Source organism: Polyangium sp. y55x31, from assembly GCF_029946505.1.
Taxonomy (GTDB): domain Bacteria; phylum Myxococcota_A; class Polyangia; order Polyangiales; family Polyangiaceae; genus Polyangium.
This window is the reverse complement of record NZ_JARZHG010000009.1, coordinates 97,207-118,567: the sequence shown is the minus strand read 5'-3', so window position 1 is coordinate 118,567 and position 21,361 is coordinate 97,207. Positions and strand designations below refer to the sequence as shown.

Here is a 21,361-nt window from a genome sequence, read left to right as displayed (position 1 = left end):
ATGAACGCCCTTCCGGCGGGGGCTGATTGCGGCGGGGAGCCCTGTGCGCAATCCGTGGTGGTCTCGCCGCTCCCGGGGCCGACGACGGAGGAGCCGTGCCAGCTCGTGAAGGCGGCGCCGGACTTCACGACGAAGACCGAGTGGAAGACGGCGGTGCTCGGGTGCACGGCCAACCTGGACGATGATTCGTGCGGCTCGCGCGAGAAGTCTTGCGTCGCGGATCCAGGGCCGGAATACCTTCATTGCGTGCACCGAGGGGGAGAGTTCACGCTGGAGGACTGTCCGCTAAATTATCGTTATGCATGGTATGTGGGGTATCCGAAAGACGTGGCCGACGATCGCGCTTGCGAGGCGTGCGCGTGCGGGCCTGTCGTGGGGAGTGGTTGTGTTGGATCGGTGAGGCTCTACAACGACGCCGCTTGCGCATCCGAGTTCGAGAAGGGCGGCCTCGCTTCCGGCTACGAGAAGTGCATCAACATCGTCGCCCCTGGCCGGGCCCTCGGCGCCAAGGCGATCACGGATCTCGCCTACGTGCCCGGTGAATGCCTGAGCAGCGGCGGCACGCCTACCGGGGCGGCGACGCGGAACGCCATCGGCGCGGTGACGTTCTGCTGTCTCGGGCCGTTTTACCTCGACATCAACTGAACCCGAGGGGGAAGGCGGGGCCATCCCATGCTCCGCGCGCGCACCCACGTCGAAAGTTGTGGTGCGGGCTGCACATTTCCCTTGCGCCGTCCAAGGCGGTTCGCGTAGCGTCCCCCACCATGGCTGCCCGCAGTCTTGCCTATCGTATCGGTCTTTTTACGCTCCTCCGGGAGCTGCAATACACCCTCTCCCGCGCGCGCCAGGAGCCTCACGCCGCGGTTTACGTGCCTGTCTTTCAGGGCCTCCACGAGGAATGGAAGCTCGTCCTCCTCGAAGAAATCGAAATCCTCGATGCCGTCTCACGCGCGCAAGCCACCGTCGACAAGGCCGACGGCGCGCTCGATGGCTTCGCCGGCCGCGTCTCGCGGACCATCGACGATACGACCGACGGCAATACACGAAAGCAGCTCCGCACGGCGCTCTTCAAGAACAAGCCGCTCGGGAAATTCCGGCGGCCCGTCCTCGCCGGGCAGCTCGATTCCATGAGCGATTGGGCCGAGACGCTCGCGAAATGCGGCGTGCCCGCGCTCGTGGCCCTGGCGCCCGAGGCAGAGGAGTTCGTCTCCGCAGGCAAGGACGCCGAGCAATTGCGCAAGGCTGCGCAGGCGAGCAATCGCGATTTCCGCGACGTCGGCAAGCGCAAGCAGTTCATCGACAAGGTCAATGCCGCCCGCAAGGAGGCGCACGGCGGGCTCGGAAAGCTGCCCTTCCAGAACCCCGCGCTCCCGCAGGACTTCGCCGATGGTTTCTTTTATCGCGAGCCGCCCCGCGAGCAGGAGGAGACGATCGACGAGGTCAAGACGTCCATCGCCGAGCTCACCGCCCAGCTCGAAGAGCGGAATGCCCTCCTGAAAAAGCTCGAAGAGGAAGCCGAGGCCGAGGCCCGCGCCGCTGAGGAGCAGAGGGCCCAGGCGCAGGCCGTCGAGCAGCTCGAAGCACAGGCGAAGGCGCTGCTGGAACAGGCCGCCGCCCTGAAGGCGAAGGCCAAGAGATAACGCCTCGCGCCCTGCCCTCCTCCACAGCCCTTGCCCGCCACGCGCGATGGCGATACCTTCGCGCAACCTTGGCGACCAGGGTTCAGGGGAAAATCGGCGACAAATACGAGCTCTCCGCCGTCCTCGGGGAGGGGGCGATAGGCACGGTCTACGCCGCGAAGAACCTGCGAACCGGCCGGCGCGTGGCGATCAAGTCGCTGCGGGGGAGCGCCCTCGACCCGCGGGATCCCGAGCTTTTGCGCTTCGACCAGGAGGCGCGCATCGCGGGTTCGCTCGAGTCGGAGCACATCGCCCAGGTGCTCGACATCGAGCGGGATCCCGCCACGGACGCCCCGTTCCTCGTCATGGAACTGCTCCGCGGGGAGGACCTGCAATCCCTCCTCGACAGGGTCGGCCCCTTGCCGGTCGACGTGGCTTTGCGGATCGCGGCGCAGGTTTGCGCGGGGCTCGCGGCGGCGCATGCGGCGGGCGTGGTGCATCGGGACATCAAGCCCGGCAATCTCTTTCTCGCGCGGCGGGAAGGCGGCGCCATCGTGGTCAAGATTCTCGATTTTGGCCTCGCCAAGATCCGGCGCCTCCCGCCGGATTCTTCCACGAGCGCCGCGCCTTCGGCCCTCTCGGCGCCGCAGCTATCCATGACCGAGACGGGGCAGCTCCTCGGCTCGCCGCTTTACATGTCGCCGGAGCAGCTCGACGGCGCGAAAGGCATCGACGCACGCAGCGACCTGTTTTCGCTGGCGGTGACGCTGTTCGCGATGCTCACCGGAAAGCCGCCGCATGCGGACCTCAAATCGTTCCCCTTGCTGCTCAACCATATCGCGACGAAACCGATGCCCACGTTGCGCGAGGTCGTGCCGGGGGTCGGCCTCGACGTGGAGGCGCTCCTCGAACGGGCGTCACGGCTTTCGCGTGAAGAACGGTTCTCCAGCGCTGCGGCGATGCTCGAAGCGATGAAGCCCCTCTTGCCGGGAGGCATGGCGCTGCGGGAGGACATGCTCGTCGGCCGCAGGAACGCGCCCAGCGAGGTGGGCATGAGCCACGTGGAGAGCGGTTCGTACGCCATGATCGAGCGCGCGGTGGCCGAGGAACGGGCGCCGACGGAGGCGACGGTCTCGTCGCGCCCCCGGCGATGGCCTGTGTGGATCGGGATCGCCGTCGTCCTGGTGGCGGCAATCGTGATGGCCCTCGGGCTCCTTGGGCGCTAAGGACCGGCATGAACCAGCGGGAAATCCTTGCTTTTGTGGACCGGCTCCGGAAGGCGAGGACCTTCGAGGACGCCGCGCACACCTTGTTGCGCGCGATGCTCGACGCGGCGCTCGCGGCGCTCGCGGAGAGCAGCTTCGCCGGCCGCGGCAAGATCCTCCGCGGCATGGCGCACTGGCGGCCCGGCGACGGCTACCGGCGATTGGTCCTCCTCGACGATACGCAGCGCGGCGGCGAGCCGATCATCAACTATTTGCCCTCCGTGAGCGCGTGGCGCTGGGTCGTCACGCGCGCATGCCCCATTGCGATCGACGTCCCGCTGAGCCGCGTATGGACGTGGCGAAACGAATCCGCGAACGTGTTCCAGGAGGGCGGATTCTCCGGTCAGGACAGCGTGCTTCGGCTGACGAGCCGCGACACGAGCCACCTCTACGCGATCCCGCTGCGCACCCTGCACGGCGCGATCGAGGGAATGGCCACGGTCGAGGCGGGGTGCCCGAGGGCCGTCGGCGACGATTTCATTTTTCCGGCCATTCACGAACCGCTGGAGCTCCTCGCCGACCTCGCGGCGCCTTACCTCGCGACCCTCCCGCCGCGGCCCGCGGCGACCGGCGCGACCGACGACCTCTTGCCCGTCATGGGCCAGAGCATGGCGGGCTTGATCGACATGCTCCACGTCTTCGCGCAGCAGGAGGAGACCCTGCTCATCGGCGGTCCCACGGGCGCAGGCAAATCGCGCCTCGCGCGCTGGTGCCACGCGCGATCGGTCCGGCGTGGGGCGCCCTTCGAGGTCCTCGACCTCATCGCCGTGCCCGAGGAGCTGCAAATGGCGGAGCTCTTCGGCTGGAAAAAGGGCGCGTTCACGGGCGCGGTGCGCGACACGCCCGGGTGCATCACGCGGGCCTTCAAGGGGACGTTGTTCATCGACGAGATCGACAAACTCTCGCTGAAGGCGCAGGCTGGATTGCTCCAGCTCCTCGAATCGCGTACGTATCGCCCGATCGGGGACGGCGCGCGCGAGCAGCAGGCGAACGTACGTTTCATCGTGGGGAGCAACGTCGACCTGTACGATCAGGTGAAGGCCGGTCGATTTCGGGAGGATCTTTATTATAGGATCAACGTGCTCCCGGTGCAGATCCCCCCGCTCGACGAGCGCCGGGACGAGATCGCGGAATGGGCGCGCTTCATGGCCACGCGGCGCCATCGAGAATCGGTCCCGGGCGGGGAAGCGCGGATCGCGGCCGGCGCGGAGCGGCTGCTCGGCGAGCACGGCTGGCCGGGCAATTTGCGGCAGCTCGACAACGTCGTCCGCCGGGCGTACGCGCTCGCGCTCATGACGCAGGGCGAGGCAGGGCTCGAGATCTTGCTGGAGGAAAAGCATTTCGCGCGCGCCCTGAGCTACGAGCGGGGGAGCGGGCGCAGGTCGACCCTCGACGACCTGCGCGTCGCGGCGGGCGCGATCGTGGAAGAGGCCGAGCGGCAGCAGGGAAAGGGCCTCGTGCTCGACCTGGAGCTCTCGGACGCATTCCGCGGCATCGTGCTCGGCACGGCGGTGGAGCGGCTCGGCAGCAAGGACGCGGCGTTCCGGCTTTTTGGGAAGGGCGCGCAGGTGCAGGCGCGCAATCACCACAAGATGCTGCGGCGTGAGCTGGAGAAGGTGGAGGCGCTCTGCAAGGCGCTCGGGGAGGACGGCGGGCCCTTTCGGGAGCTGGGGGACGACGAGGCCTGAGCGCCCCGGGCTCCGCGTACACGGGTGACGCACGCGCGTACCTACGTTACGCGCGCCGAGCCTCGCGCGGGGCCCGCGTCCGAGCGAGGCTCGTGTGCACGCAGCTTTCACGTGCCTTTCGGGCCTGCCTCTCGCGTGTCGGCATGCGGGTTGCTCTGCGGCTATCCGCACCGCGAGCAACGCGGCCCAACAAGTATCCCGCTGGAGCTTCGACACCCATGAAACATCATCATTCGATGGCGATTGCCATCGCGTCGGTCCTTGCCATTTCCTACGCGTCGACCGGCTGCTCTGGCCCGGCCGAACCCTCCGCCGAGGAAAACGTTCAGACGGACGTGGCCCCGCTTTATGTAGCCTCGTCGAAGTTGTGGAGCGGAGAGTCCGTCCAGGTCTGCTGGGAAAACCCCAGCGCGGCGCCTCAAGCCGAGAGAGACTGGGTCCGACAAGCCGTCCTCGCGTCGTGGGACGCCCACACGCGGGTGGATTTCAATGGCTGGGGTACATGCACCAGCTCGTCGAATGGAATTCGCATCCGGATCTCCGATGAAGGCCCACACACAGATGGCCTCGGCACCGATCTCGACGGCGAAACGGATGGTATGGTATTGAACTTTACCTTCCAGAACTGGTCCCCGGACTGTCAGAACTCGCGCCGGTTCTGCATCGAAGCAATCGCGGTGCACGAGTTCGGGCACGCGCTCGGATTCGCTCACGAGCAGAATCGGCCCGACACCCCGTCGTGGTGCGATGAGGAGCAGGGGAGCGACGGTGACCTTACGCTGAACCTGTGGGATCTGGATTCGGTGATGAATTACTGCAATCCGGTGTGGAACGGCAACGGCAAGCTCAGCGAGAGCGACATCCAGGGCGCGATCAAGATGTACGGCACTCCGCGATGGATAACGGAGTACGGCTATGTTCAAGGATGGCGCGTGGACAAGCACCCGCGTATGATGGCGGATGTCAACAACGATGGGAAGCAGGATATCGTCGCATTCGGCGATGCGGGGACGCTCGTGTCCAGGTCCACCGGGACCGGCTTCATGGCTGCGGAACTATGGGTGGACCAATTCAATTACAACCACGGCTGGCGCACCGAGAATCACGAGCGGATGATGGCGGATGTCAACAACGATGGGAAGCCGGACGTCGTCGGCTTTGGGGATGCAGGCGTGCTGGTCTCGCTCTCGACGGGAAGCTCGTTCACGGCGCCGTCACTCTGGGTCGGCGATTATGGCTGGAATCAGGGCTACCGCGTGGACAAGCACCCGCGCATGATGGCGGATGTCAACAACGATGGGAAGCCGGACGTCGTCGCTTTCGGGGACAATGGCGTGGTGGTCTCGCTCTCGACGGGAAGTTCGTTTACGGCGCCGTCGCTCTGGCTCGCCAATTACGGCTACAATCATGGCTATCGCATCGACCAGCACCCGCGCATGATGGCCGACGTCAACAACGATGGGAAACAAGACGTCGTCGTCTTTGCCAACAACGGCGTGTACGTGGCGCTCTCGACGGGAAGCTCCTTCTCGACGCCATCGCTTTGGGTCGGAGATTATGGTTACAACCACGGCTACCGCGTGGACATGCATCCGCGGATGACGGCCGATGTCAACGGCGACGGGAAGCAGGACATCGTCGCCTTCGGTGACAACGGCGTGGTCGTCTCTACCTCGACGGGGAGCTCCTTCACGACGCCCCAGCTCTGGGTCAGCAACTTCGGGTACAATCAAGTCGGATGGCGCGTGGAGCAGCACCCGCGCATGATGGCGGATGTGGACAATGACGGGAAAGCTGACGTGGTCGGCTTTGCGGGCAACGGCGTTCATATCTCGCGCTCGACCGGGAGCTCATTCGAGCTGCCGAGCCACCTGGTAGAAGGCTTCGGTTATGATTTCGGATGGCGCGTGGACATGCACCCGCGCATGATGGCGGATATCAATGGTGATGGAACGCAGGACGTGGTCGGCTTTGCAACGCAAGGCGTCTTCGTCAGACAGACCTACTGAGGTCCTGCGGCGTGCGCTCTTTCGGGCGCATGAACGACGCCGTCTGCCCCTGAGCGTTCACGGATGACGCACGCGCGTACCTACGTTACGCGCGCCGACCCTCGCTCGGGCCCCCGCGTCCGGGCGAGGCTCGTGTGCACGCAGCTTTCACGCGCCTTTCGGGCCTGAATCACCTCCGGACGACCTCTGGCACGACGGGTGCAATGTCCGTGATCGTCACCTTCGACAGGAGACCCTTCTCATGAACCCTGGAACTACGCTGCTTCGTTGTGCTTCGCCGTTCGTGTTCATTGCCATGAGCCTCTATGGCCTGGGTTGCATGGCCGACCCCGTGGACTCCGGTTGGGATCCCGAGGAGGAGGAGCTCGGGGAGGCCGAGCTCGGTACGGGTGGCGATCCGGGGACCAACAACGGCTTGCGGTATCGGGTTGCCCATAATCATGGCGTGCAGCGGACCGTCCGTGTGATCGGTAATGCCGCGCTGGCCCCTTCCGGCGTCCTGCCCAGCATGCCCGACATGCCATCGCCCAGCGCGGCGGGTGAGTGGGCAGGCGCCAGGGTCGAGTTTCTGGAGAAGCTCATCGGTTGCGCCTTGGCCGAGGGGACCACCGTGGGGGACGCGGGCCATATTGTCGGGTACATGACGGGTGGGGGGGTCTCCGTGCCCGTGTTCCAGCAGTACCACGGCGAGATCGGTCTTGCGCCGGACTGGAGGACGCGCGCGCTCACGACGGATGAAAAGAGGTGGGTCACGGCCTGCGTCCTTTCGCGCACCAACCGCTACGGCGCGACGATCGACATCCTGCTCGGAGGCGCTCACCCGGAGATCACCTATCGAGCCAGCGAGGCCTACCCCTACACGGTGCCGGAGTCGACGGTGTGGGGCAATATGTTCGATTCTACGATGCCGCTGGGTAGCAACACCGACAGCTCTCCCGCGTTCAATGCGTACATCTGTAGCGACGTGACGTTCTGCAGCTCTGCCGAGGGGGCGACTTTTCGGGCATGTGACGTGACGTATACGCCCTGCGGCTTCAGCTACATGGGAACCTGCAGCACCTTCGATGCCTTCTGCAGTGAGCCGTTGAATTCGACGTTCGAGGGCTGCTCGAACCGCTCCTACGCGATTCACAGCTACTTGAAGGCGAGCAACGCGACTTGCCCCTGAGCGCCCGCTCCGTCCGACGTCCCTGCGCTGCCGGACACGCGCTCACTCCATTCCCTTCGCCTCCTGAATGTTCGCCTGATGCGCCGCCGCGAGCCGCGGGTTTTCTCGGATCGCTGCCGCGAACGCCTCGCCCGCCGCGCGCGCAGCTTTCTTTCGATCCTCCCCGCGGGAAGCTTTCGCCCGCACGAGGAGGAGCTCTCCCGTCGTCGAGAACGTCCTCGCGTTGTGTGGATGAATGGCGCGCGCTTTTTTCGCCATGTCGAGCCCCACGGCGACGACCGTGTCCGGCGCCTTCCGGTGCGCTTCGAGCCATCTTGCCTTTGCTGCGTGAATGCGGGCGAGGGTCTGGTAGGGCCGAGGGTCGTTTCGCTCCGTGGCGATCACGGGCTCCAGGACCGCCGCCGCATCGTCGAACGCTCGCTCGTCGGCCTGACCCTTCTCGACCTTCGCGAGGATCGCGAGGAGATCCATCCTCGCCGTGAGGTCCTGAAGGTCGATCCCCGACGCGTCTTTCTCGGAGGCTCTCTTCACGGCGTCCCGCAGGGGCCGGAGGTCGGGGAGAGGTTCGAGCCCCGCGGAGAGCATGTACTCGAATTCGACCAGCCGGAACTCGGCGAGCTCCATCAGGGGATACACCGTATTCGTGTCCGGCGCCGCGAAGGGCTCGATCTTCTTCACGCCTGCCTCGATCGCTGGGCGAGGGTCCAGGCCGATCGCGTCCTCGTACGCCGCGCGAACCCGCGCGGACTTCGCCGCGTAGTAGACGGGCAAAAAGCCTCCGAGCTTTCGCTCTTCGAGCAGCGCGACGGCGTCGGCGAGCGTGGACAGGCTCACCTGAGCGTCGATTCCGTGGTCGGTCTCGTACACGACTCGGTAAATGGCCGCGCGGATTTTTCCGAACACGGGCAAGGTGAAATTCGGATCCACCGCGACGGCCTGGTCGAATCGCTTCGATGCGCCATCGAGCAACGGGCGAGGGTCCAGCCCATGCAATCGATCGAACTCCGCTTGGAGGAGATACGTCTGCCCGAGCTCGTTCAGCGCCCACGTGAAGCGAGGCTCGATCTCCAGCACCTTCTCGTAGGCCCGGATGGTCTCTCCCGTCTCGACCTGCTCGCCCCGGAAGGACTTTCCCGTCGCCTGCGTCTGCAACGTCGTCGCCAACAAATATCGGGCAAAGGCGTCGTTCGGCCGAATGCGAACAGCCTCCTCGACGGCTTCGAGCGCCGCCGCCTCGAGTTTCTGGGAATGTGCGCCTGACTGGTTGGCGACCCAGAACCGATAATGCATGGCATGGGCGCGCTGCACCCGCGCCTCCGCATCACGCGAGCTCGCCTGCACCGCTCTGGAGCACGCACCCTCGGCCACGTCGAGCTCGTGATCCGGTCGCTTGCCGATGGCCTCCGTCCCGCGCGCCATCTTTTCCCACAGCTCACACGCCGCCCGATGCACCTCCGGATCACTCTCGGCCATCTCCGCCGCGACCTTGTACGCCTCGGCCGCCGGGCCAAACGACAGCATCATCTTGTCCCAGTCGAACGCCGCATCGTGCCGGTGCTTGCTCCCCTCCGCGAACAAGGCATCCGCTTCGAGCTTCTTCGCCTCGTACATCCATGGCGCCTGCTCGAACGCCTCCCGCGCCTTCGCCTGCGCCTCTTCGTTTTTCCCCTCGTACAGCGCGATGAGCCCCTCCACGTAGGCCGGCGCCTCGATCTCCGCCCCCGACGCCGCCCTCAAATGCCCGAGCGCCGGATCCCGCAGCGCCGCCGCGAGCTCTGCCTCCCGCTTCTTGCGCTCCTCCGCGTTCGTGATCCGCTTGGTCTTCGCGAGCGCCCGCCGGTAAAGCTCCCCGAGCGTCCGCCCCAGCGCGTATTCGAGCTCCGGCGATCGATACCCCGCGAAGACCGCCTTCTCCAGATGCTCCTGCGCCTTTTCCGGATCCCCCAGCGCCAGATATCCCCGCCCGAGCGCGTAATGCCCCGGGCCCTCGCCAACGCGCCCCGCCTCCTTCAACCGCTCCTCGACCGCCGAGAGCTTCCGCCGCACCACGTCCCGCTCGCGCTCGACGTCGTGCAGCGGCAGCTCGTAGGCCGCGCGCAAGAAGAGCTCCATCTCCTTGACCCGCTCCCCGAGCTCCTGCGCGATCCTCGCCTCGGCTGCCGCCTGCTGCCGCCCCTTCCACCACACGCCGGCGAGCGCAAGCGCCGCGACGAGGAGCACGCCGGAGACCGCCGTCGCGAGCTTGTGTTTCCGCGCCTTTTTCCACAGCACGTACCCCACCGACGCCTGCCGCGCCAGGATCGGCTCTCCGTCCAAAAACCGCTGCAAATCCTCGGCGAGCGCCCGCGCCGAATCGTATCGCTGCCGCGGATCTCGCTCCAGGCATTTCATCACGATCGTCTCGAGATCCGCCGGCACCCCTTTCTTCACCTGCCCCAGTGCAGGCGCCTCCTCGAAGGCGACCATCATCAGGAGCTTCCACGTGTGTGGCGCGACGAACGGCGGCCGCTCCGCGACGACGTCGTAGAGCGTCGCGCCGAGCGAATATACGTCCGAGCGTCGATCCAGCGCTCGTACGTCGCCTTGCGCTTGCTCCGGTGACATGAACGCCGGGGTCCCCAGCACCGCCCCCGTCACCGTCTCTCCTTTGTCCGCGACCTCCCGCGCCAGACCAAAATCCATCACGTAGGGCTTGATGTCCCCGTCCGCGCTCCTTTCGACCATGATGTTGCCGGGCTTGATGTCCCGGTGAATGAGCCCGAGCCGGTGCGCTTCGTGGACCGCGGCCGAGACCTCCCGCATCAGCTTCACGCGTTGTTCGAGCGATAGCCGTCCAGCCATTTTCGAGAGCGGCTCACCGTCGATGTATTGCATTGCGATGAAAGGCTCGCCGTCGGCCTCTCCGGCCTCGTAGATCCGGCAAACGTTCTCGTGCTGGACCTTCGCCTGCGACCGCGCCTCCTGCAGGAAGCGCCGCCCGAGCTCCGGATCGCTGCCCTTGAGCAGCTTGAGCGCCACCGTGCGTCCGAGCCGCGGATCCCGGCCGCGATAGACGGCCCCCATCCCGCCTTCGCCGAGGAAATGAATGTCCTCGTACCGCTCCGCGAGGGACGGGGGTACGCCGCGACGCTCCGACCGGGGCCCCGAAGGCGGGCCGAGTTCCGTCTGCGCGAGCGCGGGATCGACCAGCACCGTGCTGCTCTCCACGTCGACGTCCACCTCGGGCGACGCACGAACGACCCTCATTCAAGCACACCTTGCAGGCAGGGCATTCCGAGCAAGAAGCTTACCAGCCGGGCGGGCGGCGCGGAAGCCGTCATCCGCTCGTCCGTTCCGTCTGCGCCTCGCCTGTTGCTCGACGAAATGTCATGCCCCCGCAACGCACCTCGCCCTTTGGGCATCAAAGGATGGATCGAGGAGGATCTTCCGATGGAGCGCTGGGACACGATCGTCGTTGGTTCGGGCTCGGGGGGGCTCACGGCCGCGCTCGCGCTCGCGCGGGCGGGGCAGCGCGTGCTCGTCCTCGAACAGCATTACTTGCCGGGCGGCTGGACGCACAGCTTCGCGCTCGAAGGGTATCGGTTCAGCCCGGGCGTGCATTACATCGGCGAGCTCGGCCCCGGGCAGTCCGTCCGCGCGCTCTATGAAGGCCTCGGCTTGTCCTCCGACCTCACGTTTCACGAGCTCGAGCCGGACGGATTCGACCATTTCCTCATCGCCGGCGAGCGCTTCGACGTCCCGCGCGGATTCGATCGTTACTTCGAGCGCCTCGTCTCCCGCTTCCCGCACGAGCGCAAGGGGCTCGCGCGATACTTCGACGTCATCGGCCGCATCGTCGAGGACACCCTCCGCTGCGAGGAGCTCCTCGCCTCTCCGCGCAGCGCCCTCACGCTCCCCTTCCGCGCGAAAAGCCTCTTCGTATGGGGCCTGCGCACCCAGCGCGCCCTCCTCGACGACACCATTCGCGACCCGCTCCTCCGCGGCATCCTCGCCGCGCAATCGGGCAACCATGGCTCGCCCCCGTCGCGCGTCTCGCTCCCCCTCCATGCCCGCATGATCACCCATTACTACGATGGCGGGTATTATCCACGCGGCGGCGCCAAGCGTATTCCGATGGCCATGATCAAGGCCCTCCGCAAGCGCGGCGGCGAGATCCGCCTCCGCACCCGGGTCCGCCGCATCCTCGTCGAATCCGGCCGCGCCGTCGGCGTCGAGCTCGAATCGGGCGAGCGTATCGCTGCCCGCGCCGTCGTCTCCAATGCCGACCCCGCGATCACCTTCGGCAAGCTCCTCGAACCGCCGCACGGCGAGCGCGAGCGCCGCAAGGTCGGCCGCATGGAATACTCCGTGGGCCTGCTCAGCGTCTTCTGCGCCACCGACCTCGACCTGCCCGCGATGGGCCTCGATTCGGGCAATTACTGGTGTTACCGCACCCTCGACGTGGGCGGCGTCTACGAGCGCGCCCTCCACACGCTCCCCCACGGAATCGTCGAGGGCTTCTTCCTCACGGTCACCACCCTGAAAGACCCCGGCCACGCGCCGAAGGGCCACCATACCCTGGAGCTCTTCACGTTCGTCCCGTACGAACCCTTCGAACGCTGGGCCGGCACCGCCGCGGCGCGCCCCAAGGAATACAATGACCTCAAGGAGCGCCTCGGCGACGCCATGATCGCTGCGGCCGAACGCGTGATTCCGGGGCTCGGCAAGAACCTCACCTTCCGCTCCGTGGGCACGCCCCTCACGAACGATTTTTATTGCGAGACCCACCGCGGCGCGAGTTACGGCACGGCGAAGATCCCCTCCCAGCTCGGACCCTTTTCCTTCCCCATTCGTTCCAGTGTCCCCGGCCTTTACAGCGTCGGCGCGAGCACGCTCAGCCACGGCGTCGCGGGCGCGGCCACGTCCGGCCTCTTCGCGGCCAAGGACATCCTCGGCGTCCGCCACATCGCAGACCTCCTCGCCCCGTCCGACGGCTCGCTCCAGGTCGTCCCGGCCCGGGACATCGCGCCCGCCTCGCGGACCCGCGGACCCGCGCTGCACGACGACACCGAGGACGCCCTCGCTTCCTGAGCCGGAAACCCCCTTTCCCGCGCCCATCCTTTCCGCTATCGCATGGGCGCCGATGTCCGATTCCCGTCCCGCCTGGTCGCTTTTCCTCGACGTCCTCCGCGGCCCCCGCTCCGCAATGGCTGGGGTCGCGGCGCGCGCGGATGCGCGGGAAGGCCGGGCGGCCATGCTCGTGCTCGGCGTTTTGCACGGGGCCTTTTCCCTTCTCCTTTTCCTTTCGGGTCACGCGCCGCGGTTTGGCTTACCGGGGCTCGGACGGGAACGGCATTACCTCGTCCAGGCGATTCTCGCCGTGCCGCTCTACCTCGTCCTCTGGCGCATCGGCGGCGGCGTCGCGTACGCCCTCGCGCGCCGCGCGTCCGCGCCGGGCGGGGAGGGGGGCCGCGAGGGCGCGACGCTCGCGGTGTTCGGCGTGGCCTATGCCGTGCCGATGACGCTCCTCTTCATCGTCCCCGACATCGCCGTGTACTTCGCCCTCGGCTTTTCGGCCATCGGAAAGGCCATGCGGTATTACGCGCCGCTCGCCGCGGTTTTTTGCCTCGTGCTCGGTACGATGGGGTTGTCGCGGGCGCACCATCTCCGCACACGGACGGCCCTCCTCGCCGCGCTCGCGGGTTTTGTGGCGCAGGCCCTCCTCGGCGCGTTTTTCCTGCGATAGGAGAGAATCGTGCAAGCCTCGGACACACTCGTCATCCTCGGCTGTGGTTTTACGGGAACGTACGCCGCGAAGCAGGCCCTCGCCGCGGGGACCCGCGTCGTGGGCACGACCCGCTCCCCCGAGCGCGCTGCCGCCTTGTCGCGGCTCGGCGTCGACGTCCGCCTCGCGCCTCGCCTCGACGAAGCCCTCGTCGCGCCGCTCGTCCGCGAGGACACGCGCGTCCTCGTCACCTATCCGCCGGACGACGCCGCCGACGCGTCGCTCCTGCCCCTGCTTTACCGCGCCGCGTCCGCCGTCTACATCTCCTCGACCGGCGTGTATGGCAGCGCTTCAGGCCGGATCGACGAAGAAACCCCGGTCGACCCCAGCGAACCCCGCGCCGCCGCCCGCCTCCAGGCCGAGGCCACGGTCCGCGCCGCCGGCGGGATCGTCCTCCGCGCGGCCGCCATTTACGGCCCGGGCCGGGGCCTGCACGTCCGGCTCGCCCGCGGCGAACACAAGATCGCCGAGGGCGGCCGGAGCGTCATCAGCCGCATCCACGTCGAGGACCTCGCGCGCCTCGCCCTCGCCGCGCTCGCGCGTGCCCCGAAAGGTGAGGTCTTCGTGGTCGCCGACGACGCGCCCGTCCCTCAGTCGGAGGTCATCGACTGGCTCTGCGCCCGGCTCGGCCTCCCGCGACCCGCCGAGGTCCCGCGGGCCGATCTCCCCCCGACCCTCCGGAACGACCGCCGCGTCGACGCCCGGAAGATTCGGCGAAGCCTGGGTGTTTCGCTCGATTACCCGACGTACCGCGAGGGGTTCGTCGCCTGCCTTGCCGCGGAGGCCGACCCCACCGACCTCGTACGAATTTAGTTTGCGTTGCCAACTATTTCGTTGGCCCACCAATTACGTCTCGGCTACCTTGCGGGGTCATGGAAAAGTTGATCCGCGGCCTCATCGACTTTCGCAAGAACAAGCTCCCTGGCCTGGCTCCGCTCTTCAAGCAGCTCGCCGAGCGGGGGCAGAAGCCCGACGTCCTCTTCTTCGCGTGCGCGGACAGCCGTGTGGTCCCGAACCTGATGGTCTCCACCGACCCGGGGGATCTCTTCGTGGTGCGGAGCGTCGGCAACCTCGTCGCACCAGCGAGCGAGAGCGGCATCTCCGTGGGCGACGTCTCCGAGGCCTCGGCCATCGAGTTCAGCCTGAACAAGCTCAAGATCAGGCACATCGTCGTCTGCGGCCATTCGCGCTGCGGCGCCATCGAGGCCATCCTCAACGGGCGCGAGCATTACAGCTCCTTGCCGAACCTGAAGGCCTGGCTCGCCCACGGCGAGGCTGCCTTCGCGCGCCTCGTGCGCTCGCCCTTCATCAAGGACGACCTGCCGGCTGTCGATCGCCTCTCCCAGGCGAACGTCCTCCAGCAACTCGAGCACATCGCGAGCTACGCGAACGTCCGCAAGCTCGTGGACGAGGGCGCGATCACGCTGCACGGCTGGTGGTTCGACGTCGCGAACGGCGACGTGCACGTCTACGACAGGGATCGCGGCGGCTACATCCTGCTCGACGAGACCGAGGCCGAGCGCGTCCTGGCCGGGCAATCGGCGTTTCAGCATAGCTGACGGCCGGGCCGAGGGCCTCGCGCCGGGATCAACCCGGAGAAGGAGGCCCGGGTACGATTTTTCGTTCACATCGCGCCCGGAGTGACTCTACCTTGGTGGAGGTCCCCACCATGGCAGAGGAACAAAGCAAGGCGGAGTGACTCTCCATCGGTGGAGGTTCCCACCATGGCAGAGGAACAAAGCAAGACGGAGGGCGCCCCGCCGCTCACACCCGTCGCCCCGGAGGAACGCAACCCGCTTCTCGACGTCCTTCGCGGGTTCGCCCTGCTCGGCATCATCGTGATGAACATGCCGGGCTTCAGCGTGCCCGACGGCATCCACGCGCTCGACGAGCACTACTTCCCGCGCTTCTACGACCGGGCGGCCGAGACCGTCACGTCCATCGTGTTCGCGGGCAAGGCCAACTCGATCTTCTCGTTCCTGTTCGGCCTCGGGCTGACCGTCCAGATGCAGCGCGCCGAGGCGAGCGGCGCGCGCCTCACGCCTCTCTACCTGCGACGTGTCGCCGTGCTTTTCCTCGTGGGCGCCGCGCACGCGATCTTCCTCTGGAACGGGGACGTGCTGCACACGTATGCGGTCCTCGGGCTCTTCTTGCTCGCCTTGCGCCGCGCCTCCGATCGGCTCGTCTTCGGGCTCATCGCGATCGCGTTCCTCGCGCCGACCGTGCGCAGCATGATCGGGCTCCTTCTGCACGAAGCGCCCCCGCATCCGCTATCTTTCTGGGTCGCCATGGCGCATGAGCACATGCGGATCTTCTCGACGGGGACCTATCTCGAGCAAATCGGGGCGCGGCTCGCGATGTTCGCGGATGCGTACGGCATGATCCGGCTCGGCCACGGCATGATCTGGTGGTATCTCTCGGTGTTCGTCACGATGCTCCTCGGGCTCTACGCGGGCAAAAAGCGGCTGCTCGAGGACGTCGCGGAGAACCTCCCGCGGATTCGCAAGGTCCTCTGGATCTCGCTGAGCCTCGGAATCGCCGCGTCGGTGGGTTTTTCTCTGCTCTTCGCGTTCCGACCCATGCCCCCGCCGGAAGGCTGGACCTGGTACGGCTTCACCGCCGACCTGCTCTTCCGGGTGAACCGGCCCCTGCTCTGCATCGCTTACATCGCAGCGATCGCGCTCCTGCTCCAGACCGACCGCGGCAAGCGCGTGCTCCTCGTGCTCGCGAGCCCGGGGCGCATGCCGCTCACGAATTACCTGACGCAGAGCCTGATCGCGACCACGCTCTTTTATAGTTACGGATTCGGCTGGTACGGCAAAGTCGGCCCGCTGCTCGGGACCGGGATCGCGGTGGCGATCTTCGCCGTGCAGGTCGTCTGGAGCCGATTCTGGCTCGCGCGTTTCCGTTATGGCCCGCTCGAATGGCTGTGGCGCGCCGCGACGTACGGCAAGCTGCCGCCGATGCGGCTCGCGCAGGCCACGGCGGCGCCCGTGCAGGTCAGCCTCGACGCGCCGGCGCCGTGAAACCTTTCAGCCCGCGGCCCCGCCTGGCAACTCCGTCGGGTCAGGGTCGCCTGCGTCTTTTGGGTCCCGCCGCCGCCGCGCCGCCGGATCGTCGTACATGAAGATCACGGTGAACAGCACGAACGCGCCCCACATCGCCACGTGGTGGTAAAGCATCGCCACCCCGCCGAGGCGCTGGAAGATCTGGCTCGCCACGAGCGGGCCCGTCAGGATGCCCGCCGCGTAGAACATGTTGTAAATCGAGTTCGCGCGGCCGTAATCGCGCGGCTCCACGATGACGCCCGTGAGGGCCAGCGCGATGGGGGACATCGACGCGAACGACCCGCCCGACCCGAAGACGATGGCGAGCATGAGCCAGTAGTTGTCGGCGTAGATGAAGCCGGCCACGCAGCAGAGGCCGATGAACGAGAGCACGCGGACCGCGCGCAGGTGCCCCACGCGGTCGGCGATCCGGCCTGCCACGTTCGAGAAGATCATCATGCCGAGGCAAAAGAGCCCCGGCAGCACGATCGTGCGGTTCTCGGGGATCCCCTTCGACTCGATGAGGTAGAGCGGCAGGAAAATCACCACGGCCGCCTGGAAGTAGCCGTACGAGAACGAGGCGAAGCACGAGGTCTTGATGCGCCAGAGGATCGTGGCGGCCGAGAGCTCCGAGCCCTTTCCGCCGTCCTTTTCTTCATCCGTGCTCGCGCCCTCGACCGGCGGCGCCGGCGGCATCTTCAGGGCGACGTAAAGGCCGGCGCCGAGCGCGAAGAGGGCCGCCACGCCGAACGAGACGGTCGCCGGGACGAACTTGTCCATGCCCGTCGCCATGAGCGGGCCGGCCACGTATCCGCTCGCGAGCCATATCGCATAAAGGGTCGTGAGGTAGGCCTTGTGCTCCTTGCGGGCCTGCGCGAGCAGCACCGTCTCGGAGCTGACCCATATGCCGATCGTGAACAGGCCGTCGACGAAGCGCACCGCCGCGACCGAGGCGAAGTTATGCGCGTGCGGGAAGGCGGCGAGGCAGCCCGCATACCCGACGAGCGACGCGGCAAGGACGCGCTCGGCCGAAAAACGTCGAATGATCGACCCGACCGGGAGCGCGAAGAGCACGAGCCCCGCGCCGAAGAACAGGGCCAGAAAGCCGATCGAGTCCTTCGAGTACCCCACCCGGTTCAGGTGCACCGCCGTCAGCCCGATCGAGATGCCGCACGCAATCCCGAACGGTAACGTGGTCGCATAGAGCCGGCGTAGCTGAGGGGTGACAGGACTCACGCCCGGCCTCTACCATGGCGGCCGCGCGTGGGCTATGTGCCTCTGCTGCGAACGATTTTTCTCATCGGCCGCCGCGTCGCAGCATGAAAGCCCGCCTGCCGGAGCGTCGATCCCGGAGCCGCGCTTTTGTGTTGACAGGAAGAGAATCGGCGGGCGTCTGCGGGCGGGCGAGCCCGGCGTGTATCAATCGGCGATATCGGATCAAGACCCGTCGCAGGCCTTGCCCGCGCACGGATCCGCGACCGGCGGCTCGTCGTCGCATTCGAGCATGCTCTCGGCGACGTGGCTCGTCTGCGTGTATCCTTGCTCGATCGCACACGTCGAGTCGGCCTGGAGGTCGTCGTGCAGCGTGAATTGCGTGGCCTGATAGCAGCCGTGGAACGAGGTCAGCGCGCGTCCCGTCAGGTTCTCGACCGCCGCGACGAGCGCCTGTGTATCGCTGCCGCCCTCGGCGTGCGGCCATGCATAAGCATACGCGCCGAGCGAGCCGTCCGGGCCGTCATACGTCTCGACCGTCACGCCCGCGGGCACGTCGGCCGTTTGATCGTGATACCCGTTCAGGATCACCTTTTCGAGCGTGACGCCTTCGGCCGCCGTGACGGTCCAGTGCACCGGCTCGTACGACGAGAGGACCAGGATCGAGCTCGATTGTCGCTCGACGTGCACCGAAGCGGCGCCGGGCGGGTGCACGCCGCCGCTGTGATCGCCGTGCGATTCGTAGATGCCGATGAGGTGCAGCTCGGAGCCGCAGACGGGGGGCGGGCTCACGCCGCCGCCCGGCCCGCCCGGACCAGGCTGGCCAGGCTGGCCAGGCTGGCCGTCGTCACCGCCGCCCCCGATCACGACCGTTCCCTTGCAGCCCAAAAGACCGAGCGCGCCCGTGAGACAGAGTCCCGCGAGCGCGCGTCCGAAATTCGATAAGGTCATTGCCATTCCTCCGCGCAAGCCGATGCGGCGGGGAACGTAGCACGCGTGGAATGGCTGGAGAAGTGTCGACGCGCCGCCCGCCGGGGTTTTGGCAGATATCTGCCTACACCTGCTGCGGCGCGTCGATCGTCAATGAACCGCCCGCACTTCGCCGGCCGTCTCCGCGTCGCTGCCGAGCGGGACGGTCTCTTCGTCGGCGTGCCGATCTTCCAGCGCTGCGTGGATGACCTGGCTCATGTCCTCGGCGAACACGAACGTGAGCGAGCTCCGCACCTCTTCCGGCACCTCCTCGACGTCACGCGCGTTCTTTTGCGGCAGGATCACCCGCTTGATGCCGGCCCGATGCGCGGCCATCACCTTCGCTTTGATCCCGCCGACGGGTAGCACGCGCCCGCGCAGCGTGCATTCGCCGGTCATCGCCGTATCGCTGCGAACGCGCCGCGACGAGAGCAGCGACGTCAGCGCCGTGAACATCGTCACGCCCGCGCTCGGACCGTCTTTGGGCACGGCGCCCGCGGGCACGTGAATGTGCAGATCCTCCTCTTCGAGCTTCGACGTATCCACGCCGAGCTCCGCCGCGTGGCTCTTCACGTACGAGAGCGCCGCCTTCGCCGATTCCTTCATCACGTCGCCGAGCTGCCCCGTGATTTCCACGCGACCTCTGCCCGGCATCCGGCTCGTCTCGATGAACAGAATGTCGCCGCCCACCGGCGTCCACGCCATTCCCGTCGCCACGCCCGCCGACGCCGTCCGCTCCGCCACCTCCGCGAAGAACTTCACCTTGCCGAGGTACTTCCCGAGATCACTCTCCTCCACGTGCAGGTTCGGCTTTTCGTCCTTGGCCCGCGCCACCTCCAGGGACAGCGCGCGGCAGAGCTTCTTGATTTCCCGTTCGAGCTGACGAACGCCCGCCTCCCGGGTGTAATCGCGCACGATGGCCCGGAGCGCGTCGTCCGTGATCGTCAAGGTGCCCTCGGGGATCCCGTGCGCCGCGAGCTGCTTCGGAATCAGGTGCCGGCGCGCGATCTGCGCCTTCTCGTCCGGCGTGTATCCGGGGACCTCGATGATCTCCAATCGGTCGCGCAGCGGCGCCGACAACGTGCCGAGGTCGTTCGCCGTGCAAACGAAGAGCGCCTCGGACAGGTCGAACGGCAGCTCCAGGTAATGGTCCTGGAACGTCTTGTTTTGCTCCGGGTCCAGGACCTCGAGCAGCGCCGCCTCGGGATTGCCCGCCCAGCCCACCGCGAGTTTGTCGATCTCGTCGAGCAAGACGACCGGGTTCTTCACCTTCGCCTTCTTCATCCCGTGGATGATCCGGCCTGGCAAGGCCGCCACGTACGTGCGCCGATGCCCGCGGATCTCCGCCTCGTCGCGCACGCCGCCGAGCGCGATCCGCACGAACGGCCGGCCCGTCGCGTCCGCGATCGATTGCCCGATCGAGGTCTTGCCGACCCCGGGCGGGCCCGCGAGGCAGAGAATGCTGCCCTTCGCCGTGCCCTTCAATTTGAGCACCGCGATGTGCTCCAGGATCCGGCGCTTCACGTCGCCGAGGCCGTAATGGTCCTCGTCGAGCTTCTTGCCGACCGCGTCGATGTCGTCCTTCGCATCGGCGCGCTGGCTCCACGGGAGCTCCGCGATCCAGTCGAGGTACGTCCGGATCACGTTGTATTCGGCCTGCTGCGGATTGAGCGCTTCGAGGCGCTTGAGCTCGCGATCGGCCACCGCGCGCACTTCCTCGGGCAGATTCGCTTTTTCGAGCCGCTCGCGCAGCTTGCCCGTCTCGTCGTCGCCGCCGTCCTCGCCGAGCTCCTTCTTGATGGCCCGGAGCTGCTCGCGCAGGATCGCCTCGCGCTGGTGATTGCCGATCTCGCGGCGCACGTCCTGCTCGATCTTGCGCTTCACCTCGGAGAGCGATTTTTGCTCGATGACGAAGCCCGCCACGATGCGCAGCCGCTCGACCACGTCGAGCGCCTCGAGCACGCGCATGTCCTTGTCCGACGTGAGCCCGAGCAGCGCCGAGACCCGATCCGCGAACAGACCCGGATCCTCCTCGGCGAGCGACGGCTCGATCGAATTCTCGATTCCGCGGCCGAGCTCGCGCACCTGGTCGAAGAGCGCGCGGGCGAAGAGCTTCGCCTCCTCGCTCGATTCGCTCGCCTCCGCGGCGACCTCGCCCTCGGCGAGCCAGAACGGATCCCGGCGCACGATGCGCCCGAGGTGCATGCGGCCCACGCCCTCGATGACGAGCTTCATGTCCCCGCTCGGCAGCCGGCCCGTCTCCACAACCCGGGCGAACGTCCCGAGGCGATAGAGGTCCGACTCGGCCGGATCACCGACGTTACGGTCTTTCTGGGTGAGGACGCCGATCACGTCCCCCTTGCTCAACGTACGGACGAGCGCCACCGAGCGTTCGCGGCCGATGGGCAGAGCGATCACCGCGCCGGGAAAGAGCACCCCGTTGCGGAGCGGAAGCACGGGAAACGGAGAAGAGGGCACGCGGGCCCCGTCGCGGAGCGTCGTCATCGTGGGACTCCTTGGGACGTCAGGAAAGAGCGCCTCGCCACGGTCGGCTTCGCCGGTCCGGTGGCCCGAGGCGTGAACGAACCATAAATCCGTTCACCGCTCCGTCAACGGGGGG

Annotated in this window: 15 protein-coding genes; 11 read left to right on the top strand and 4 right to left on the bottom strand. The window is 67.1% G+C overall.

What is annotated here, in order from left to right; genetic code table 11:
* From QHF84_RS18390 to QHF84_RS18365, 6 genes are all read left to right on the top strand, one after another.
* Nucleotides 1–645 carry a hypothetical protein gene (locus QHF84_RS18390; protein WP_281314629.1) on the top strand — a complete coding sequence of 215 codons (645 nt, stop codon included), beginning with the start codon at nucleotides 1–3 and terminating at the stop codon, nucleotides 643–645.
* A gap of 119 nt (nucleotides 646–764) precedes the next feature.
* Nucleotides 765–1,640 carry a hypothetical protein gene (locus QHF84_RS18385; RefSeq protein WP_281314628.1) on the top strand — a complete coding sequence of 292 codons (876 nt, stop codon included), beginning with the start codon at nucleotides 765–767 and terminating at the stop codon, nucleotides 1,638–1,640.
* A 68-nt stretch (nucleotides 1,641–1,708) separates the two neighbouring features.
* The gene (locus QHF84_RS18380; protein WP_281314627.1) at nucleotides 1,709–2,845 is read left to right on the top strand and encodes a serine/threonine-protein kinase; all 1,137 of its coding nucleotides are present in this window, start codon (nucleotides 1,709–1,711) and stop codon (nucleotides 2,843–2,845) included.
* 8 nt (nucleotides 2,846–2,853) lie between these two features.
* Nucleotides 2,854–4,572, top strand: a complete 1,719-nt coding sequence (locus tag QHF84_RS18375; protein ID WP_281314626.1) for a sigma 54-interacting transcriptional regulator — start codon at nucleotides 2,854–2,856, stop codon at nucleotides 4,570–4,572.
* A 218-nt stretch (nucleotides 4,573–4,790) separates the two neighbouring features.
* A complete protein-coding gene (locus QHF84_RS18370; protein ID WP_281314625.1) occupies nucleotides 4,791–6,581 on the top strand; it encodes an FG-GAP-like repeat-containing protein in 1,791 nt (596 codons plus the stop codon).
* A 241-nt stretch (nucleotides 6,582–6,822) separates the two neighbouring features.
* On the top strand, nucleotides 6,823–7,749 hold the full coding sequence (locus tag QHF84_RS18365; protein WP_281314624.1) for a hypothetical protein: 927 nt from the start codon (nucleotides 6,823–6,825) through the stop codon (nucleotides 7,747–7,749).
* A 42-nt stretch (nucleotides 7,750–7,791) separates the two neighbouring features.
* Here the strand turns inward: QHF84_RS18365 and QHF84_RS18360 are convergent, their stop codons facing one another.
* Nucleotides 7,792–10,995: a serine/threonine-protein kinase gene (locus tag QHF84_RS18360; protein ID WP_281314623.1), complete on the bottom strand. Its 3,204-nt coding sequence runs from the start codon at nucleotides 10,993–10,995 to the stop codon at nucleotides 7,792–7,794.
* A 183-nt stretch (nucleotides 10,996–11,178) separates the two neighbouring features.
* On the opposite strand from QHF84_RS18360, the gene QHF84_RS18355 reads away from it, so the two are divergent.
* The 5 genes from QHF84_RS18355 (at nucleotide 11,179) to QHF84_RS18335 (ending at nucleotide 16,539) form a co-directional block, all read left to right on the top strand.
* The gene (locus QHF84_RS18355; protein ID WP_281314622.1) at nucleotides 11,179–12,819 is read left to right on the top strand and encodes an NAD(P)/FAD-dependent oxidoreductase; all 1,641 of its coding nucleotides are present in this window, start codon (nucleotides 11,179–11,181) and stop codon (nucleotides 12,817–12,819) included.
* A 52-nt stretch (nucleotides 12,820–12,871) separates the two neighbouring features.
* On the top strand, nucleotides 12,872–13,474 hold the full coding sequence (locus QHF84_RS18350; protein WP_281314621.1) for a YIP1 family protein: 603 nt from the start codon (nucleotides 12,872–12,874) through the stop codon (nucleotides 13,472–13,474).
* A 9-nt stretch (nucleotides 13,475–13,483) separates the two neighbouring features.
* Nucleotides 13,484–14,326, top strand: coding sequence for an NAD-dependent epimerase/dehydratase family protein (locus QHF84_RS18345; protein ID WP_281314620.1), 843 nt, complete (start codon nucleotides 13,484–13,486; stop codon nucleotides 14,324–14,326).
* Between the two features lie 59 nt (nucleotides 14,327–14,385).
* The gene (locus QHF84_RS18340; RefSeq protein ID WP_281314619.1) at nucleotides 14,386–15,072 is read left to right on the top strand and encodes a carbonic anhydrase; all 687 of its coding nucleotides are present in this window, start codon (nucleotides 14,386–14,388) and stop codon (nucleotides 15,070–15,072) included.
* Nucleotides 15,073–15,237: 165 nt separating this feature from the next.
* Nucleotides 15,238–16,539 (top strand): DUF418 domain-containing protein, encoded by a 1,302-nt coding sequence (locus QHF84_RS18335; protein ID WP_281314618.1) that lies wholly within the window; start codon nucleotides 15,238–15,240, stop codon nucleotides 16,537–16,539.
* A gap of 6 nt (nucleotides 16,540–16,545) precedes the next feature.
* Here QHF84_RS18335 and QHF84_RS18330 read toward each other — a convergent pair whose 3' ends face one another.
* The 3 genes from QHF84_RS18330 to lon form a co-directional block, all read right to left on the bottom strand.
* Nucleotides 16,546–17,796, bottom strand: coding sequence for an MFS transporter (locus tag QHF84_RS18330; protein ID WP_281314617.1), 1,251 nt, complete (start codon nucleotides 17,794–17,796; stop codon nucleotides 16,546–16,548).
* Between the two features lie 201 nt (nucleotides 17,797–17,997).
* Entirely contained in the window at nucleotides 17,998–18,723 is a 726-nt protein-coding gene (locus QHF84_RS18325; RefSeq protein ID WP_281314616.1) for a hypothetical protein, read from the bottom strand.
* Nucleotides 18,724–18,852: 129 nt separating this feature from the next.
* Nucleotides 18,853–21,246, bottom strand: coding sequence for an endopeptidase La (lon, locus tag QHF84_RS18320; protein WP_281314615.1), 2,394 nt, complete (start codon nucleotides 21,244–21,246; stop codon nucleotides 18,853–18,855).
* Nucleotides 21,247–21,361 lie beyond the last annotated feature (115 nt).

Bases quoted from the DNA above. Each gene is read 5' to 3' on its own strand.
- QHF84_RS18390 (WP_281314629.1), top strand. From the start codon at position 1: ATGAACGCCCTTCCGGCGGGGGCTGATTGCGGCGGGGAGCCCTGTGCG.
- QHF84_RS18385 (WP_281314628.1), top strand. From the start codon at position 765: ATGGCTGCCCGCAGTCTTGCCTATCGTATCGGTCTTTTTACGCTCCTC.
- QHF84_RS18375 (WP_281314626.1), top strand. From the start codon at position 2,854: ATGAACCAGCGGGAAATCCTTGCTTTTGTGGACCGGCTCCGGAAGGCG.
- QHF84_RS18370 (WP_281314625.1), top strand. From the start codon at position 4,791: ATGAAACATCATCATTCGATGGCGATTGCCATCGCGTCGGTCCTTGCC.
- QHF84_RS18365 (WP_281314624.1), top strand. From the start codon at position 6,823: ATGAACCCTGGAACTACGCTGCTTCGTTGTGCTTCGCCGTTCGTGTTC.
- QHF84_RS18360 (WP_281314623.1), bottom strand. From the start codon at position 10,995: ATGAGGGTCGTTCGTGCGTCGCCCGAGGTGGACGTCGACGTGGAGAGC.
- QHF84_RS18355 (WP_281314622.1), top strand. From the start codon at position 11,179: ATGGAGCGCTGGGACACGATCGTCGTTGGTTCGGGCTCGGGGGGGCTC.
- QHF84_RS18350 (WP_281314621.1), top strand. From the start codon at position 12,872: ATGTCCGATTCCCGTCCCGCCTGGTCGCTTTTCCTCGACGTCCTCCGC.
- QHF84_RS18340 (WP_281314619.1), top strand. From the start codon at position 14,386: ATGGAAAAGTTGATCCGCGGCCTCATCGACTTTCGCAAGAACAAGCTC.
- QHF84_RS18335 (WP_281314618.1), top strand. From the start codon at position 15,238: ATGGCAGAGGAACAAAGCAAGACGGAGGGCGCCCCGCCGCTCACACCC.
- QHF84_RS18325 (WP_281314616.1), bottom strand. From the start codon at position 18,723: ATGACCTTATCGAATTTCGGACGCGCGCTCGCGGGACTCTGTCTCACG.
- lon (WP_281314615.1), bottom strand. From the start codon at position 21,246: ATGACGACGCTCCGCGACGGGGCCCGCGTGCCCTCTTCTCCGTTTCCC.